Source organism: Reyranella soli (genome assembly GCF_007992495.1).
Lineage (GTDB): Bacteria > Pseudomonadota > Alphaproteobacteria > Reyranellales > Reyranellaceae > Reyranella > Reyranella soli.
Genome location: NZ_BKAJ01000038.1, coordinates 1 through 15,422 on the forward strand (window position 1 = coordinate 1; position 15,422 = coordinate 15,422).

The window sequence follows — 15,422 nt, forward strand, 5'->3', positions numbered from 1 at the left end:
ACTACGAAAGTCCCGGCGGAAATGCCGATAATACCGGAAAGTCATCTCGCCGCGCCGAAGAACGCGCAAGCGAGCGGCCCTTAAGGCCGCAGGAAAGGTCCCTCGCTGCGCTCGGGATGACAGCGTGCCTGTATCAGGTATCTGCGACTCCAAGCACTAGCGCAACGCCGCCAGTCCGGGGCGGCTACTTCTTCTCGCCGATCTTGCCCTTGGCCTCGAACAGCTTGTCGGTCTCGTTCGCCAGCACGCCGCCGGCGTGATTCCCCAGTGCTTGGTGCGTCAGAAGAATTTCCAGAAGACCCAGATCGAGATGGCGTAAGCGGCGCAGATCAAGCCAGCGCCCAGCAGGTTGGCCCGCAGCACGTTGCCCTTGGGGAACATCCACCAACCCATGCGGTTGGCCACCCAGGGCACCCCGAAGCCCGTCAGGGCAACGCTGAAGATGTTGCCGATGAACAGGTTGACGGCCCAGGGCAGGTTCAGCTTGTTCTGCAGGATCGGCGTGCCGAACCAGACGCCCCACAGGAAGACGATGGGGTAGAGCAGCAGCAGGACGATGAAGTCCATCTTCCAGACGGACAGCGTTCCGCCGCCCGACGACTCGTCGCGGAACCACTGCTCGAAGCCGGTGCCGACGCGGGCATGGAACTCCTCGGTCAGCGGCTCCGCTTCCTCGATCAGTTGCTTGCGCACGGGCGAATCGAGCCAGGCCTGCAGGTTGGCCTGGGTGTCGAAGCGCAGGATGGCGACGTAGTCGTCCTGGATGCCCGGCACCGGCGGCTCGAAGCGATAGCCCTGCAGGCCCGGCGCCTTGGACTGGGCGGCGGCGATCTTGCGCTCCCAGATGCGGTACTCGGCTTCCTTGCCCGGCTTCACCTGGGTGCTGATCACGGCCGAGACCGGCGCGGGCTTCCGGCCGCCTTCGTCGTCGCGGACGATGTGCACGTCGTCGCGCCCGATCAGGAACGGCGCTGCGCCCTCGATGCGCGTCTGGCGCTCGCTCGAGGCCAGCCAGCGCTGTGCGTCCTCCATGGTGTGGAAGCGCTGCAGGATGACCCAGTCGACCTGCAGCGGCGGATTGGGCGGCATCAGCCGCTGCTCGACGAAGCCTGGGAAGCTCGAGACCATGTTGCTGGTCTCACCCTGCCAGCGTGCGAAGTCCTCGGATCGCTCCGGCCGCACGCTGGTCTGGGTGACGATGCTGACGGTCATTTGGCCCTGGTCAGTCCGCCGCTGAACAGGCGATCCGCAGTGAAGGGAAGGTGGGCGAAGCGCACGCCGGTCGCATTGGCGAGCGCATTGGACACCGCGGGCGCCACCGGGTTGATGCCGCACTCGCCCTGGGACTTGGCGCCCAGGGGACCGATGGCATCGACCGTGTCGGCGAAGAAGATGTCGGTGTGCGGCGTGTCGGCGAAGGCCGGGACGCGGCAGTTGCGCAGCTGCGGGTTCACCATGTGGCCCTCCTCGTGGACCATGTTCTCGACCAGCGCCCAGCCGTAGCCCATGGCGACCGCGCCATCGAGCTGGCCGCGGCACTGCATGGGGTTGATCGGCTGGCCGATGTCGGCCGCATGCACGCTGTGCAGGATGCGGATCTCGCCGGTCACGCGATGCACCGCGAGCCGCACGCCCTGGACGTTGAAGGCGATGGTACGCGGCGACAGGTAGGCCTTGCGGCTGACCGTGAAGCGGTGGTTGACCTTGGCGCCCTCGGCATGCAGCTCGGTGAGCGGAATCCGCTTGTTGCCGCAGATCACCGCGTCGTTGTCGAGGCGGCACTGGTCGACCGGAGTCTTGGTGAAGCGCGCGGCGAAGTCGAGGATATCGGCCTTCATCGCCTCGGCGGTGATCATCACCGCCTTGCCCGCCACCACCGTGCCGGTGCTGGCGAAGGTGCCGGTGTCGTAGGGCGTGCGGTCGGTGTCGGCATTGATGATGTCGATGTCGGCGGCGCGCACGCCGACAACGGAAGCGGCCATCTGCTTGTGCGCCGTGGTGATGCCGTTGCCCATCTCCGACGAGCCACAGGCCAGATGGTACTTGCCGTCGGGCAGGAGCTTCATCTCGGCGCCCGAGCGATGCTCGGTCGGCGGGCCGCATTCGAGCATGGCGAGTGCGGCGCCGGTGCCTTCGAGCCAGTCGTCGCCGTCGGGCTTGTTCACGCCGTTGCCCTTCTTCAGCTCGCGCTCGACGATCTCCAGGCACTGGTCGATGCCATGGCTGCCGAAGCTCGCATCGCTGGGCTCCATCCAGATCGATTCGACGTTGTCGCCCGGCCGAACGACGTTCTTGCGGCGGATCTCGAACGGATCCATGTCCAGGACCTTCGCCAGCTCGTTCATGGCGCATTCCATGGCGAAGGTGGTCTGCGAGGCGCCGTAGCCGCGGAAGCCGCCGCCCGGGATCATGTTGGTGTAGACGACGCGGCCGATGCCCTTCTTGTTGGCGCAGCGATAGGCCGCGAACGGGCTCGCCATGGCGGCGGCCAGCGTCTCGCTGGCGTGGTTGCCGTAGGCGCCGGTGTTGGACACCACCTGGACGTCGAGCGCGGTCAGCGTGCCGTCCCGCTTGGCGCCGATCTTGATCTTGGTGGTCATCTGGTGCCGGGTCGTGGCGCCGATGAACTCGTCCTCGCGGGTCCACTCCCATTTCACCGGGCGGCCGTCGAGCTTCATGGTGGCGAACAGCGGCAGGTCCTCCGACACCATCTCCTGCTTGCCGCCGAAGCCGCCGCCGACGCGCTCGGTGTAGACGTGGATCCGCGCGGCCGGCACGCCCATCAGGTAGGCGAGCTTGGTGCGGGCGGCGAACGGACCCTGCGAGCTGGTGCGCACGTGCCAGCGGCCGTCCTTGCCCTTGTAGGCGATCGAGCCGTGGGTCTCGAGATGCACGTGCTGGACGCGCGAGGTCGAGTAGGTGTTCTCGTGGATGACCTCGGCTTCCCTGAAGCCCTTGTGGATGTCGCCGATCTCGCCAGCCAAGGTGGCGAAGATGTTGCCGTTGGCGGTGTCGACCTCGTCCTTCTCGTGAAGGATCGGCGCGCCCGGCTCCATGGCGGCCACCGGATCGAACACGGTCGGCAGCAGCTCGTATTCGATCTCGACGGCGCGCACGCCTGCCTCGGCGGCCGCCTCCGTCTCGCCGATCACCGCGACCAGGCGCTGGCCGACGAAGCGGGCGACGTTGTCCAGCATGTAGGTGTCGTCGGGGTCAACGAGATGGTCCTCGTGCAGCGCGGTGCTGTAGAGCCGGCGCGGCACGTCCTCCCAGGTGTAGACGGCGACCACGCCGGGGACGGCGAGCGCCTTGCTCTTGTCGATCTTCTTGAGGCGGGCGTGGGCATGCGGCGAGCGCAGCACCTTGAGATGCAGCATGCCCTCCATCCAGACGTCCATGGTGTAGTGGGCCTTGCCCGTCAGGATGGCGTCGGTGAACGGGTTGGGCAGGCTGGCGCCCAGCGCCTTGCCAGCGACGTCCTTCTCAATGTTCTTCTTGCCGTGCAGGGCATCGACGATCGAGCGATAGCCGGTGCAGCGGCAGATGTTGCCTTTGAGCGCGTGCGGCAGGTCGGCCTTGTGGGCCTCGTCGAACGCCGCCGAGGCCGTCGTCATCATCATGCCGGCGGCGCAGTAGCCGCACTGGAAGGCCTGCGCATCATGGAAGGCCTGCTGGATGGGATGCAGCTTGCCGTTCTGCGCGAGGCCCTCGATGGTGGTGATCTTGCGACCCTCGCCGCGGAAGGCGGGCACCAGGCAGGAATGGAACGGCTTGCCGTCCAGCCACACCGTGCAGGCGCCGCAATCGCCGGCGTCGCAGCCTTTCTTGACGCCGAACACCTCGAGGTCGCGCAGGAAGGTGCGCAGGCACTGGCCGGGCTTCGCTTCGGCCGAGTAGAGGCGGCCGTTGACTTCGTACTTGCTCATGACAGCTCCGCGCGAATCTGTTCTGCCAGATAGAAGGTGACGTGACGCTTGTAGGCGGCCGAGCCGTGGACGTCGTTGAACCAGGCGTCAGGCGGCAGGCGTTCGTTGATCGCCTGGTGCAGCTCCTTGGCCGACGGCGTCTTCCTGAAGCGGATGTGCACCGGCCGCGGCGTCGCGGCGGTGATGGTCAGCAGGAAGTCGTAGTCGTTGTCCTCGACGGTGGCGACGATCAGCGCCGCCGAGCGGCCGAAATGCGTCAGCGAGACCTGGCGCATGGCGAAGCGCTTGGTCAGCGCCGAGGCGGGCAGGAAGATCTGGCGCAGAAGCTCGCCCTTCTGCAGGACGTTGGTGTGCATGCCGGTGACGAAGTCGACCACCGGCACCTCGCGCGGCGTGCCGTTCTGCGGCCACAGCGTGCAGACGCCTTCGAGTGCCGCCGTCAGCGAGATCATGGCGCCTGCCGGCAAGGACATGACGATGTTGCCGCCCACGGTGGCCGCGTTCCAGATCTTGAACGACATCAGGAAGCAGTCGATGCACTTGTCGAACAGCGGCACGGCCCGCCATTCCGGCGGCCCCTTGAAGTCGTGCAGCTCGACGATCTTGCAGGTCGCGGCGATCTCCAGGCCCGACGGCGTCACGGTCAGCGCCGGCCAGCCCAGCCGCTCCAGGTCGACCAGCGTGTCGGTGCTGACCTGGGGCTCGGAGAACAACCAGGTCCCGCCACCCAGGAAGGCGTGGCCGTCGCGCCATTCGATCTCCTCGAAGGACTTCGGCCGTTTCACGTCAACGATCGTATTGAGGTTCATGCCATCCCTCCTGCGCAGTCGTTTCTTGTCGGGGCAGGCGATGGTGCCCGCTCCGTCGGCGTGTCGATGCCTACTTCAGGTCGTCGAGCGACGTCGGGCCGGGGCCCGTCGTGATCAGCGTCGGCCACTGCTTGGAGCCGAACGGCACGGCGGGCGGCAGGAACGGCTGCTTACCGCGGCGCTGCATCTCGGAGATGATGGTCTTGCGGCCATCGCCTCCCATCAGCTCGAAGTCCATGACCTTGTAGTTGCCGAAGAACAGCTCGCCGACCGAGCGGTCGCCGATGATGCGGGTCATCGCGACCAGCATCTCGTCGGGCGTTGTGGTGAAGCCCATCGTCTCGATCAGCATCAGGCGGTCGTTGATCGCCTCGGGCCCGAAATACTGGGCGAGCACCGAGAACAAGACGTTGTTCTGGCGCGCCACGTAGATCGTGTTCGAGGCGGCATAGGTATTGGCCATGTCGGGGCCGAGCATCGCCGACCACTCGTCCATCACGCCCATCCAGTGCTTGACCTGGATCGAGGCCGCCCAGTTGATGATCAGCTTGATGTTCGGCGCCTGCTTCTTGGCGAAGGCGAGCAGGGGCTCGAGCGCGACGGCGCCCTTGGCCAGGCAGTCGTCCATGTAGGCGACGTTGTTGGCCAGGATCTCCTTCACCGCGGGCTTCCAGTCGGCCTGGATGTCGTTGCTGGCGTCGAGGCCGTCGAGCGCGGTCTTCATCTGCGTGCGATAGGCCGCCATCGGCGCGATCCAGCGCTTGTCGTTCGGGTTGTTAACCGACGGGATGACGACCTGGCTGATCGCCATGGTGCTGTGTCCGGTCGACTTCAGGATCTGGTAGACCTTGGGGACCTTGGGCGCATCGATCGGCGCCTGGCCCGGCCGGAAGAGCATCAGCCGCCCGCCCTCGTTGGTGAACATCGCCAGGATGATCGGATGCTTGGCCAGGATGTTGCGGCGGTAGATCGTTCCCGCCCGGTCGTAGAGCGTGAACATGCCGATATCGAGCTGCAGCAGGTCGCGCGTGGCGACGTCGCTCGGGTTCGACGCCGTGTTGCCCGAGATGTTGGCGATATACTCGGGAAGGTTTGCCGGCGCCTGCGCCGACGCTGTCCCGACGGCAAGTCCGGCCGCGAGCAAGCTCGCGGTGACGTGCAACAGTCGTCTCTTCATCAGTCCTCCAATCGTGGCCCGCGGCGGGCCTTCCAAGTGATTGCCAGTTGTCGTCAAAAAAGCCTCCATCAGAAAAGCACGGTGAGACGCAGCGTCGTCGTCAGCGCGCCGGGCAATGTCGGCGACGCGCCGGGCGTCGGGATGTACGTAACCGTCGGCTGCATGAAGATCGACGCAAACAAGTGGGCCTGGTAATAGCCCTGAAACATCAGCTCGGTCTGTCGCTGGAAGAGGTTCGGGTTGAGCCGCGACACGGCCACGCCGATGCCCATCGAATCGCTGGCCCGGTCGCCGAACGGGCTGAACGCGGTCAGGCCGGCACCATAGTACTGGGTGATCGGCAATGTCTGCGAGGCGTTGGCGCCGACCTGGTAGAAAACCGAGATCGAGGAATTGTCGACCTTCGGGTTGATGTGATGGGCCACGCGCTGCGAGCCGAACAGGTAGAAACCACCGGTGCCATCCTCGGTGATGCCACGGGCCGACAGAACACCGGTCTGCCGCCACAGTCCGAAGCCGAACTGTCCCGGATGCTTGCCCTCGCCAAGCAGCCAATTGATGCCCACCTCGCCGATATTGAACCAGTAGCCGTTGAACATCGGCGGATTGAGGCCGGTTTGGATGTTGCGCGCGCGGTTGCCGTCGTAGACGCCGAGATTGACGTAGAAGGATTTGGTCGGCGAAAAGTTCACGGTCACGCCGTTCGCCGGGTTGTAGTAGCCCATCATCGCGCCGATCATCGAGCCGTTGACGAAGACCGGCGTCCACAGCAGGCCGCTGACGGCCGGGATGTTCTGCGTGTCGTCGGCCAGCGCCACCGGTCGCAGGACGTTGCCGAAGTCGTAGGTCGGCAAGACGCGGCCGATGCGCATCGAGAGCACGTCCTTGATCATTTCCTGCAGGTACCAGGCTTCGAGGAGCTCGGTACGGTTGAACGGCTGCAGGCCGACGATGCTGTTGTACCCGGCGACGCTACCGGCCTGCTCGTTGGTCTCGCTGCCGTTGAATTGCAGGAACTGGACGCCGAAGGCCGCACCCTTCCAGTCGACCAGCTTGTTGGCATCGACGTGGAGGCCGACGAAGAGCGCCTGGTTGTTGGTCCAGCCGCCGGGAACTGCTCCGCCCGCAGCCACCAGGTTGGTGTCGGCGAGCCACAGCCCGCCCAGCTTCACTCCCCATTCGTCCTTCAAGCCGAGTGTATGGCCGAGCCATCCAGTGCCGACGATGGAGTAGTCGGTTGCCGCTGGGTTGCCGCTGACCGCGGGCGAGGCCTGCGCCATGGCTTGCCCGGTGGATGCCAGGACGGCGATGGCACTCAGCCCCGCCCAGATGGTGGACCGCCAGCCGCCGTTGCCCCCAAAGCGACGGCGGCTGGACCGACCCGGCCTCCCGACATCTGCCCCCAATGCCATGCGTTGCCCCAAGACTTTGCACGACCCTGCCCATGACTTTTTACCTGCGCGGGGTGTGCGTTGTGGCGTCAAGAAAGGATCAAGACGAATGGTCAGCCTCCGGATGGAAGAGGTCCGATCAGGAAAAAACCCGTGTTTGCAACGCTTTGGCGGGCAGACTAGGGTCGCCCGAGCGGGTAGGATGCGGCGCCCCGCGCGGGATGGCGCGCCGGCAAACTGCAAGTTTCATGATTGGGCGAAGCCGTCTGGCATGTCGGTCTACGCGTTCGGTCCTTTCATCCTCGACACTGCGGGACGCCGCCTGACGCGCGACGGCCAAAGGATGGCCGTGCCCGGGAAGGCCTGGCAGATCCTGCTGATGCTGGCCGAGGCTGGCGGGCGCCTGGTGTCGCACGACACCTTCCGGGCGAGGCTGTGGCCCAACATTGTGGTCGAGGACCGCACGCTCACCGTCCATATGTCGACCCTGCGCAAGGCACTGGGAGACGGTTCGGCCGATCTGATCGAGACGGTGTCGCGCGAGGGCTATCGCCTCTCCGCACCGGTCCGTGTGCTGCTGGAGGCCGGCCCGCAGGCAGCGAGCGCGCTGCCGATCGCCACCGCCAAGACTCTGGCCGTGCGGCCCTTCGCGACGCCGGAGCTCGCTGAGGCCGACAGCTATCTCGGGGTCGGCATTGCCGATGCCGTGACCACGGCCCTGGGCGTCGAGGACCTGGCCGGCGCCCGCTCGCTCGGCGTGGAGCATCTGCTGGAGGGTTCGGTCCAGCGCAGCGCCGAGCGCCTGCGCGTGGAAGTACGCCTGATCGAAGTGGCGAGTGGCCGCACCGAATGGAGCGAGCGCTTCGAGCAGGCCCCGATGGATCCGTCGGCCTTGCAGGACGCCATCGCCGCGCGCGTCGCGACGTCGCTGCCGCAGTCGTCGCCCGCCGATCAGGACGTGCAGAGCTATCGGCCGCGGGCGGCGGAGGCCTACTTCCTGCAGCTCGAGGCGCGGGCCCATCTCAAGCCGTTCACGCGGCTGCCGCTGATCAAGGCGCTGACCCTGTTCGAGCAGGCGCTGGTGCTCGATCCCGATTACGCCATGGCGCATGCCGGGCTCGCCTCGACCTATCTGTTGATGGCGTCGACGGCGATGTTGCGGCCGTTGCAGGTCGACGAGGCGATGCCGATGGCGCGCCGCCATGCCCAGCGGGCGATCGCCCTCGATGAGGGGCTGGCCGAGGCCTGGGCGGCGCTCGGCCGCGTGAAGATGGAGTACGACTGGGATTGGGACGGCGCGGAGGCCGATCTCGCGCATGCGGTCGCCCTCAATGCCAGCTCGGTCGAGGCGCTCGGTACCTTCGGCCAGTTCCTGAGTGCGATGGGGCGCCATGACGAGGCGATCGACGCCATGGAGCAGGCGCAGCGGCTCGATCCGCGCAGCGTCGAGACGCTGCAGCATCTGGCGATCGTCTACTGGATGGCGGGTCACGCCGACCGGGCGCTCGCGGCGGTGGGCGACAGCCTGAAGGTCCTGCCCGCGTCCACCCGCGCGCACTACGGGCGCATGATGATCCTCGACCAGCTGGGCCGGCGCGACGAGGCGATGGCCGAGCGTCTCACCACCCTGCGCGGGCTCGCCGTCGCCGAGGGCCTGGCCGAGCACGTCGAAGCGCTGGCTTGCAGCAAGGGCTGGCGCGAGGCGATGATCGTGTGGATCGGCCTGCTCGAGCGCACCAACCGCTGGGAGGGTGCCGCCCAGCAATGGATGGCTGTCGGCGAGCCGGGACGCGCGCTCGACGCCCTCGAGCATTGCGTCAAGGCACGCACCACTTACCTGTGCTTCACCGCCCAGAATCCGTGCTTCCGGCCGCTCCATGGCGATCCGCGCTTCGAGCAGATCCTTCGCGCGCTCAAGCTCGATGGACGCGCAAGAAGTGAGTCCTGACGAATTCCTTACGGCCGCGGGGCCAAAGGTCCTGATTGGCATGGACTCCCCGTCTCCCTGAAAGCCTGCGTCCGCCCATCACTTCTGTTCCCCCGAACTCGCGGACCGTGGCATTATTGCAGTGGGGAGATGCGGTAGTGAGAGTCGGCCGTCTCAATTTGGGGACTTAATGCTTGTCCAGGCGTCTCAGCCTTATGGGCGTCTGGTCGACCTGACGACGGACGGTGTGCCCGCCCGCGAGCGCTTCGACTATTGGCGCGACGTGGTGCTGCGCCGCACGCGGCCGGAGATGCCGGAGCGCGGGCAGCCGTTCCAGGCACATCTGCGGCGCATCGTGCTGAACGAGGTCGAACTCATCGAGCACGCCGCCGGCGCCGTGGCCTCCGGGCGGTCGCCGGGCCGCAGCCGCTTCGACGGCGGCGACGACATCGCGCTCGAGCTGATCCGCAGCGGCACCTCGAAGCTCACCCACAACGGCGAGCACAGGCTGCGTTCTGGCGACCTCTGCCTGGTCGACTACGCGCGGCCCTTCAAGACGGAGCTGACGCGCCATCGCGCCAGCGGCGTCGTGCTGTCGCGGGGCCGCGTGCGCGAGGTTCTGGGCGACGATCTGTCGGCGCTGGCCGGCCGTCGTGTGCCGGCGCGCGGCCTGGCCGCGGTGCTGCGCGCCCACATGTCGACCACGCTCGACGAGGCGCCGTACATGACGCCGCAGGATCGGATCGTCGCGGCCAATGCCGCGGCCGAGATGGCCTTGGCCATCCTGCAGGCCGGCCGCTTCGGCACCGCCGACCCCGACCAGTTCGGCTCAGGGCTCTACCAGGCGGCGTGCGCGGTGATCGACCGCGCCTGCGCCGACCCTGACCTGTCGCCCGACCGCATCGCGCTCACTGTCGGATGCTCGCGCGCCACGCTCTATCGGTTGTTCGCTCGCCGTGACCGGAGCGTCGCCGCGGCCGTGTGGGAGGCGCGCCTCGAGCGCGCGTGGCGCATGCTTTGTTCCGCCGAGAGCATCGCGGTGACGATCAGCGATGTCGCGCTGCTGAGCGGCTTCACCGACATGCCGACCTTCACCCGCATGTTCAAGCGGCGCTATGGAAAGACACCTCGCGAGGTACGGCTTGGATGAGGTAGGTCAGCTGCTCGTGCACACCACCGACGGCGTGCCCGCCAACCAACGGTTGGCCTACTGGCGCGAGGGTGTCATGCGGCGGATGGTGCCGCTTGGCGTCGAGGGCACCGCCAACCCGTTTCGCGGGCGCATGCGGCGGATCGTGGGCGATGGCCTGGAGCTGATCGAGTTCGCTTCCGAGGACGTCGTCGCCGTCCGCTCGCCCGAACGATGCCGCATCGATGGTTGCGACGACGTCACCATCGACCTGATGCGCCGGTCCAGCAATACCTTGATGGAGCATGGTGGCACGCAGCAGGTGAAGGCGGGCGATCTTTACCTGGTGGACTACGCCAAGCCGAGTGAGGTGAGGCGCGGCAGGCACTGCACCGTGGGCCTGACCATGTCCCGCCGGCTCGCCCGCGACGTCCTGGGCGACGACATTGCGCCGCGCGCCGGCATGAAGTTCGCGGCGAGCGGCCTCGCTCGCGTGCTGTGGCATCACTTGCAGGCCACGTTCGACGAGGCCGGCAGGATGGCGGTGGCGGAGCGGGCGGCGGCGGCGAAGGCGGCGAAGGACATGGGGCTTGCGCTCCTCCAGGCCACGCACGAGTGCATGGCCGACCCGGACCGCTTCGCGCACGGCTTCCATCGCGCCGCGCTCGGCCTGATCGACCACGAGTGCGGCGACCCCAACCTGACGCCGGAGCGCATCGCCTTCGCGCTCGACTGTTCGCGCGCCGCGCTCTACCGCGCCTTTGCCAAGCATGGCGAAGGTGTTTCAGCCGCTATCTGGCAGGCGCGCCTGGAGCGCGCCCGCCGGACGCTGGGCTCGCCGGAAGGGATCGGGTTGTTGGTCGCCGAGGTCGCCGTGCTTTCGGGCTTTCGCGAGATGTCGAATTTCACGCGCATGTTCAAGCGCCGCTACGGCATGACGCCGAGCGACGCCCGAAAGCAGGACTGAGCGGGGCTCACCCCCGCGGCTGAAACTCCGGCACGCGATGCGCCGTCACCGCCGGCGCCGGCGCGTCGAAGCGCTCGATCTCGACCAGGCAGGTCTGGGCGATGCAGCCCTGGCTCAGCTTCGAGGCGCCGATGTCGAGCGTTAGCGCATTGGGATTGCCGTGCTTCTCCAGCGGCTGGTTGGAGCCCGAACCGGCTGGATCGAACCACGCGCCGGTCGACAGCCTCACTACGCCGCGGCGGATGCGGTCGCTCAACTGAGCCGCGGCGAGGCAGGCGCCGCGATCGTTGAAGACGCGTAAAAGGTCGCCGTCCTTGATGCCGCGCGCAGCGGCGTCCTGCGGATGCATGGTGACCGGCTGGCGGCCCTTGATCTTGGTGGCATGTGCATGCGGGCTGTGGTCGAGCTGGCTGTGCAGCTTGTCCTTCGGCTGGTCCGACAGCATGTGCAGCGGGTAACGCTCAGCCGTTTTGGAGCCCAGCCATTCGATGGGTTCCATCCAGGTGGCATGGCCCGGACAGTCGTCGTAGCCGAACGAGGCAATCTTCTCGGAGAAGATCTCTATCCTGCCCGACGGTGTCTTGAGCGGATGCTTGTCGGGATCGGCGCGGAAGGCCGCCAGCATCACCGGCTCGCGGGTCTTGCCCTGGGCCTCGGCCATGCCGGCCTGCCAGAACTCGTCGAAGGCCGGGATCGCGACGCCGGCCTCGGCCGACTTCACACGCGACAGCTCATAGAGATGCTTCAGCCACGCCATGGTGTCGCGGCCTTCGGTATAGGCCTCGCCCTGGCCCATCTGTCGGGCGAGCTCGCCGAAGATCCAGTAGTCGTCGCGCGCTTCGCCCACGGGCTCGCGCGCCTTCTTCATGGCGATCAAGTAGGGCTCGCGGCTGCCGTAGCCGATGTCGTCGCGCTCCAGGCTGGTGGTGGCCGGCAGCACGATGTCGGCCATGCGCGCGGCCGGCGTCCAGAACTGCTCGTGGAACACGATGGTCTCGGGCTTGCGCCAGGCCAGCATCAGGCGGTTGAGATCCTGATGGTGGTGGAACGGATTGCCGCCCGCCCAGTAGACCAGCTTGATGTCGGGATAGACGAGGTTGCGGCCGTTGTACGGCACCGTGCCGCCGGGATTGAGCAGCATGTCGGTGAAGCGCGCGACCGGGATGAAGTCGCTGACGGCGTTGGTGCCCTGCGGCAACGTCGGTCCGCTGTACTTGGGGAAGGCGCTGCCCATCAGGTTGACCGGGCCGTAGCCAACGGCGAAGCCACCGCCCGGCAGGCCGACCTGGCCCAGCATGCAAGCGAGCGTGATCAGCGCCCAGAACGGCTGCTCGCCGTGATGGCTTCTCTGCAGCGACCAGTTGATGCTGACCGTGGTGCGCGTCGCCGCCATCTCGCGGGCCAGCGACACGATGCGCGGTGCGGGAATGCCAGTGATCTTCTCGGCCCATGCCGCATCCTTGCCGGCGAGCGAGGGCGCGAACTTGTCGAAGCCCACCGTGTAGCGGGCGAGGAAGTCGCGATCGTGCAGGTTCTCCGCCATCAGCGTGTGGCAGAGCGCCAGGATCAGCGCGGCGTCGGTGTTGGGGCGGATCGCCAGCCACTCGACGTCGCCGCCGGTGTCGAGATCGTCGGCGGTCGGCGTCACGTTGACGAAGCGAACGCCCTTGGCGCGCATGCCGTAGAGGCCGCCCTTGACGTGATGCTTGGTAGCGCCGCCGGCATTGATCTGGCTGTTCTTGTGCGGCACGCCGCCAAAGGAGACGAACAGCTTGCAGTGCTCGGCCATGACGTCCCACGGCGTGTGCATGGACATCAACTCGTCCATCGGCGCCACGATGTGCGGCATCAGCACGCGTGCGGCGCCCAGGCTGTAGGAATCCTGGTGGCGCACATAGCCGCCGACCAAATTCAGGAAGCGATGGACCTGGCTCTGCGCATGATGGAAGCGGCCGGCGCTCGACCAGCCGTAGGAGCCGCCGAAGATCGAACGGTTGGAATGCGTATCCTTGACCCGCTTCAGCTCCTTGGCGACGAGATCGAGCGCCTCGGTCCATTCGACCTCGACGAAGGCTTCCTGGCCACGCTTCTCAGGCGCGGCGCCGGGGCCTTTCTCCAGCCAGCTCTTGCGCACCGCCGGACGGCGCACGCGCAGCCGCGTCACCTCGTCGGACAGCATGTGCAGGCCGATCGGCGAGGGATCGGGATCCTTGGAGAAAGGGTGCAGGCGTGTGGCCTTGCCGTTGTCGTCGTACTCGACCTCGTAGACGCCCCAATGGGCGGCGGTGAGGGTGCGCTGATGGGTCATTGGGTTACTACTCACGCTGACTTGGCGATGGACAGGAAACGATCGACGTCGGCCGGATCGGTGTCGAAGGCGGTGACGAGCCGGAAGGCGCGCTCGCCCGGCCGATCCGACGGCCAGGGATGGTACTTGGCGCCGTTGTCCTGCAGCGCATCGTGCATGTGCGCCGGCATGACGACGAAGATCTCGTTGGCGTCGACCGGATACATGAGCTGCGTGCCCTTGAGTGGGGTTAGGCCGGCCACCAGGCGGCGCGCCATGGCATTGGCGTGGCGGGCGTTATCGAGCCACAGGCCATCGGTCAGGTACGCGTCGAGCTGGGCCGACACTAGGCGCATCTTTGACAAAAGATGGCCGCCGCGTTTGCTGCGGTAGGCGAAGTCGCGCGCCAGCTCGGCGTTGAAGAAGACCACGGCCTCGGCCGCCATCACGCCGTTCTTGGTGGCGCCGAAGCTCAGCACGTCGACGCCCGCCTTCCACGACAACTCGGCCGGCGAGCAGCCGACAAAGGCCACGGCATTGGCAAAGCGCGCACCGTCCATGTGCAATTTCAGCCCGTGGCGATGCGCCGAGGTGGCGATGGCCACGATCTCGTCGGGTCCGTAGACGGTGCCGCACTCGGTCGCCTGGGTGACGCTGACGGCGGCGGGCTGCGGGAAGTGGGGCACGCCGTAGACCGGCTGGGCCAGCGCCTGGGCGAGCTTCACCGGATCTATCTTGCCCTCGGCGCCGTCGATCCTGAACAGGCGTGCGCCCGCGGTGTAAAACTCCGGCGCGCCGGTCTCTTCGGCGGCGATGTGGGCCGAGGGATGGCAGAAGATCGCGCCCCACGGCGGCGTGCAGCAGGCGAGCGCCAGGCTGTTGGCCGCGGTGCCGGTGACGACCGGGAAGGCCACCAGGTCGGGCTTGTCGAACAGCTCGCGCAGGCGGCGCTCGACGCGCTGCGTCCAGTCATCGGCGCCGTAGGAGAAGGCGCTGCCGCTCGAGAAGGCGCGGCTCACCGCTTGAATGATCGACGGATGCGCGCCGACCTCGTTGTCGCTTCGGAAGTTCATGTCTGTTCCTCGGGCCGGCGCGTCACGGCCTCGAGGCGGTTGCCGTCGGGATCATGCACGAACGCGGCATAGTAGTCGGGACTGTAGATTTCACGGATGCCGGGCGGCCCGTCGTCGCTGCCGCCGTTGGCGAGAGCGGCGGCATGGAAGGCGCGCACCGCGGCGCGGCTCGGCGCGCGGAAGCACCAATGCCGGTTGTCGGGCACGACCTTGTCGCTAAGAAAGACTGAGAAGTAGCAGGGCGCGCCATCGACGTGCCGGCGCTCGCCATAGCCGATGGCCCGCTCTCGGCGATTAACCCGCGGCACGCCAAGCGGCGCCAGGACGGCGTCGTAGAACTTTTGGGCGCGATCGAGGTCGCTCGCGGTGATCGAGAGGTGGTCGAACATGATTCAGCTCTTCACCGCCCGACCCCTGGCGCGAATTCCACCGTGCCGACGACCGCGCCGTTGCGCGGGTCGACGACGTAGGCAAAGGCGGGGCCGCCCTGGGTCTCGACGTGGACGATCAGCCGCTCACCGGCCGTCGTCATCGACACCACGCGAGCGCCGGCCGGGAGCGCGATGCGCTCGCTGAAGCCGCTCGCGGCGGCTGGCGAGCGGGCGGCGTTGGGCGTAGACATGCGCCGGGCAATTTCGGCCGCGATGACCACGAAACCCGCCACGATCAGCAGGCCCATCACGATGACCAGCACCTTCAACCAGAGCGGTGCGTAGGCCGGAGCAGGGGACGCCAC

At 67.2% G+C, this 15,422-nt stretch carries 12 protein-coding genes; 3 read left to right on the forward strand and 9 right to left on the reverse strand.

Annotation, left to right across the window (positions count from 1 at the left end):
* Positions 1–279 precede the first annotated feature (279 nt).
* The 5 genes from RSO01_RS12960 to RSO01_RS12980 all read right to left on the reverse strand — a co-directional run bounded on the left by RSO01_RS12960 (position 280) and on the right by RSO01_RS12980 (position 7,192).
* On the reverse strand, positions 280–1,212 hold the full coding sequence (locus RSO01_RS12960; RefSeq protein ID WP_147149519.1) for a putative antibiotic biosynthesis monooxygenase: 933 nt from the start codon (positions 1,210–1,212) through the stop codon (positions 280–282).
* On the reverse strand, positions 1,209–3,926 hold the full coding sequence (locus RSO01_RS12965; protein WP_147149520.1) for a molybdopterin-dependent oxidoreductase: 2,718 nt from the start codon (positions 3,924–3,926) through the stop codon (positions 1,209–1,211). Before RSO01_RS12965 ends, RSO01_RS12960 begins: the two co-directional genes overlap by 4 nt.
* Positions 3,923–4,735, reverse strand: a complete 813-nt coding sequence (locus tag RSO01_RS12970) for an FAD binding domain-containing protein (RefSeq protein WP_147149521.1) — start codon at positions 4,733–4,735, stop codon at positions 3,923–3,925. Before RSO01_RS12970 ends, RSO01_RS12965 begins: the two co-directional genes overlap by 4 nt.
* A gap of 70 nt (positions 4,736–4,805) precedes the next feature.
* The gene (locus RSO01_RS12975) at positions 4,806–5,912 is read right to left on the reverse strand and encodes a hypothetical protein (RefSeq protein ID WP_147149522.1); all 1,107 of its coding nucleotides are present in this window, start codon (positions 5,910–5,912) and stop codon (positions 4,806–4,808) included.
* 68 nt (positions 5,913–5,980) lie between these two features.
* Positions 5,981–7,192 carry a carbohydrate porin gene (locus RSO01_RS12980; RefSeq protein WP_170303023.1) on the reverse strand — a complete coding sequence of 404 codons (1,212 nt, stop codon included), beginning with the start codon at positions 7,190–7,192 and terminating at the stop codon, positions 5,981–5,983.
* 382 nt (positions 7,193–7,574) lie between these two features.
* Between RSO01_RS12980 and RSO01_RS12985 the strand changes: the two genes are divergently transcribed.
* The 3 genes from RSO01_RS12985 (at position 7,575) to RSO01_RS12995 (ending at position 11,326) form a co-directional block, all read left to right on the forward strand.
* Positions 7,575–9,251: a winged helix-turn-helix domain-containing protein gene (locus RSO01_RS12985; protein ID WP_170303024.1), complete on the forward strand. Its 1,677-nt coding sequence runs from the start codon at positions 7,575–7,577 to the stop codon at positions 9,249–9,251.
* Positions 9,252–9,420: 169 nt separating this feature from the next.
* Complete coding sequence (locus tag RSO01_RS12990) at positions 9,421–10,380, forward strand: helix-turn-helix domain-containing protein (RefSeq protein ID WP_147149525.1); 960 nt, start codon at positions 9,421–9,423, stop codon at positions 10,378–10,380.
* Complete coding sequence (locus tag RSO01_RS12995) at positions 10,346–11,326, forward strand: helix-turn-helix domain-containing protein (RefSeq protein WP_147149526.1); 981 nt, start codon at positions 10,346–10,348, stop codon at positions 11,324–11,326. Before RSO01_RS12990 ends, RSO01_RS12995 begins: the two co-directional genes overlap by 35 nt.
* 7 nt (positions 11,327–11,333) lie before the next feature.
* Here the strand turns inward: RSO01_RS12995 and RSO01_RS13000 are convergent, their stop codons facing one another.
* From RSO01_RS13000 to RSO01_RS13015, 4 genes are read right to left on the reverse strand one after another with little or no spacing between them, the layout of a single operon-like run.
* Complete coding sequence (locus RSO01_RS13000) at positions 11,334–13,634, reverse strand: molybdopterin-dependent oxidoreductase (RefSeq protein ID WP_147149527.1); 2,301 nt, start codon at positions 13,632–13,634, stop codon at positions 11,334–11,336.
* An 11-nt stretch (positions 13,635–13,645) separates the two neighbouring features.
* Entirely contained in the window at positions 13,646–14,686 is a 1,041-nt protein-coding gene (locus RSO01_RS13005) for a threonine aldolase family protein (RefSeq protein ID WP_147149528.1), read from the reverse strand.
* Positions 14,683–15,075 (reverse strand): VOC family protein, encoded by a 393-nt coding sequence (locus RSO01_RS13010; protein ID WP_147149529.1) that lies wholly within the window; start codon positions 15,073–15,075, stop codon positions 14,683–14,685. The genes RSO01_RS13005 and RSO01_RS13010 overlap by 4 nt, the downstream gene beginning before the upstream one ends.
* A gap of 11 nt (positions 15,076–15,086) precedes the next feature.
* Complete coding sequence (locus RSO01_RS13015) at positions 15,087–15,422, reverse strand: DUF6476 family protein (protein ID WP_147149530.1); 336 nt, start codon at positions 15,420–15,422, stop codon at positions 15,087–15,089.

Bases quoted from the DNA above. Each gene is read 5' to 3' on its own strand.
- RSO01_RS12960 (WP_147149519.1), bottom strand. From the start codon at position 1,212: ATGACCGTCAGCATCGTCACCCAGACCAGCGTGCGGCCGGAGCGATCC.
- RSO01_RS12965 (WP_147149520.1), bottom strand. From the start codon at position 3,926: ATGAGCAAGTACGAAGTCAACGGCCGCCTCTACTCGGCCGAAGCGAAG.
- RSO01_RS12970 (WP_147149521.1), bottom strand. From the start codon at position 4,735: ATGAACCTCAATACGATCGTTGACGTGAAACGGCCGAAGTCCTTCGAG.
- RSO01_RS12975 (WP_147149522.1), bottom strand. From the start codon at position 5,912: ATGAAGAGACGACTGTTGCACGTCACCGCGAGCTTGCTCGCGGCCGGA.
- RSO01_RS12980 (WP_170303023.1), bottom strand. From the start codon at position 7,192: ATGGCGCAGGCCTCGCCCGCGGTCAGCGGCAACCCAGCGGCAACCGAC.
- RSO01_RS12985 (WP_170303024.1), top strand. From the start codon at position 7,575: ATGTCGGTCTACGCGTTCGGTCCTTTCATCCTCGACACTGCGGGACGC.
- RSO01_RS12990 (WP_147149525.1), top strand. From the start codon at position 9,421: ATGCTTGTCCAGGCGTCTCAGCCTTATGGGCGTCTGGTCGACCTGACG.
- RSO01_RS12995 (WP_147149526.1), top strand. From the start codon at position 10,346: ATGGAAAGACACCTCGCGAGGTACGGCTTGGATGAGGTAGGTCAGCTG.
- RSO01_RS13000 (WP_147149527.1), bottom strand. From the start codon at position 13,634: ATGACCCATCAGCGCACCCTCACCGCCGCCCATTGGGGCGTCTACGAG.
- RSO01_RS13005 (WP_147149528.1), bottom strand. From the start codon at position 14,686: ATGAACTTCCGAAGCGACAACGAGGTCGGCGCGCATCCGTCGATCATT.
- RSO01_RS13010 (WP_147149529.1), bottom strand. From the start codon at position 15,075: ATGTTCGACCACCTCTCGATCACCGCGAGCGACCTCGATCGCGCCCAA.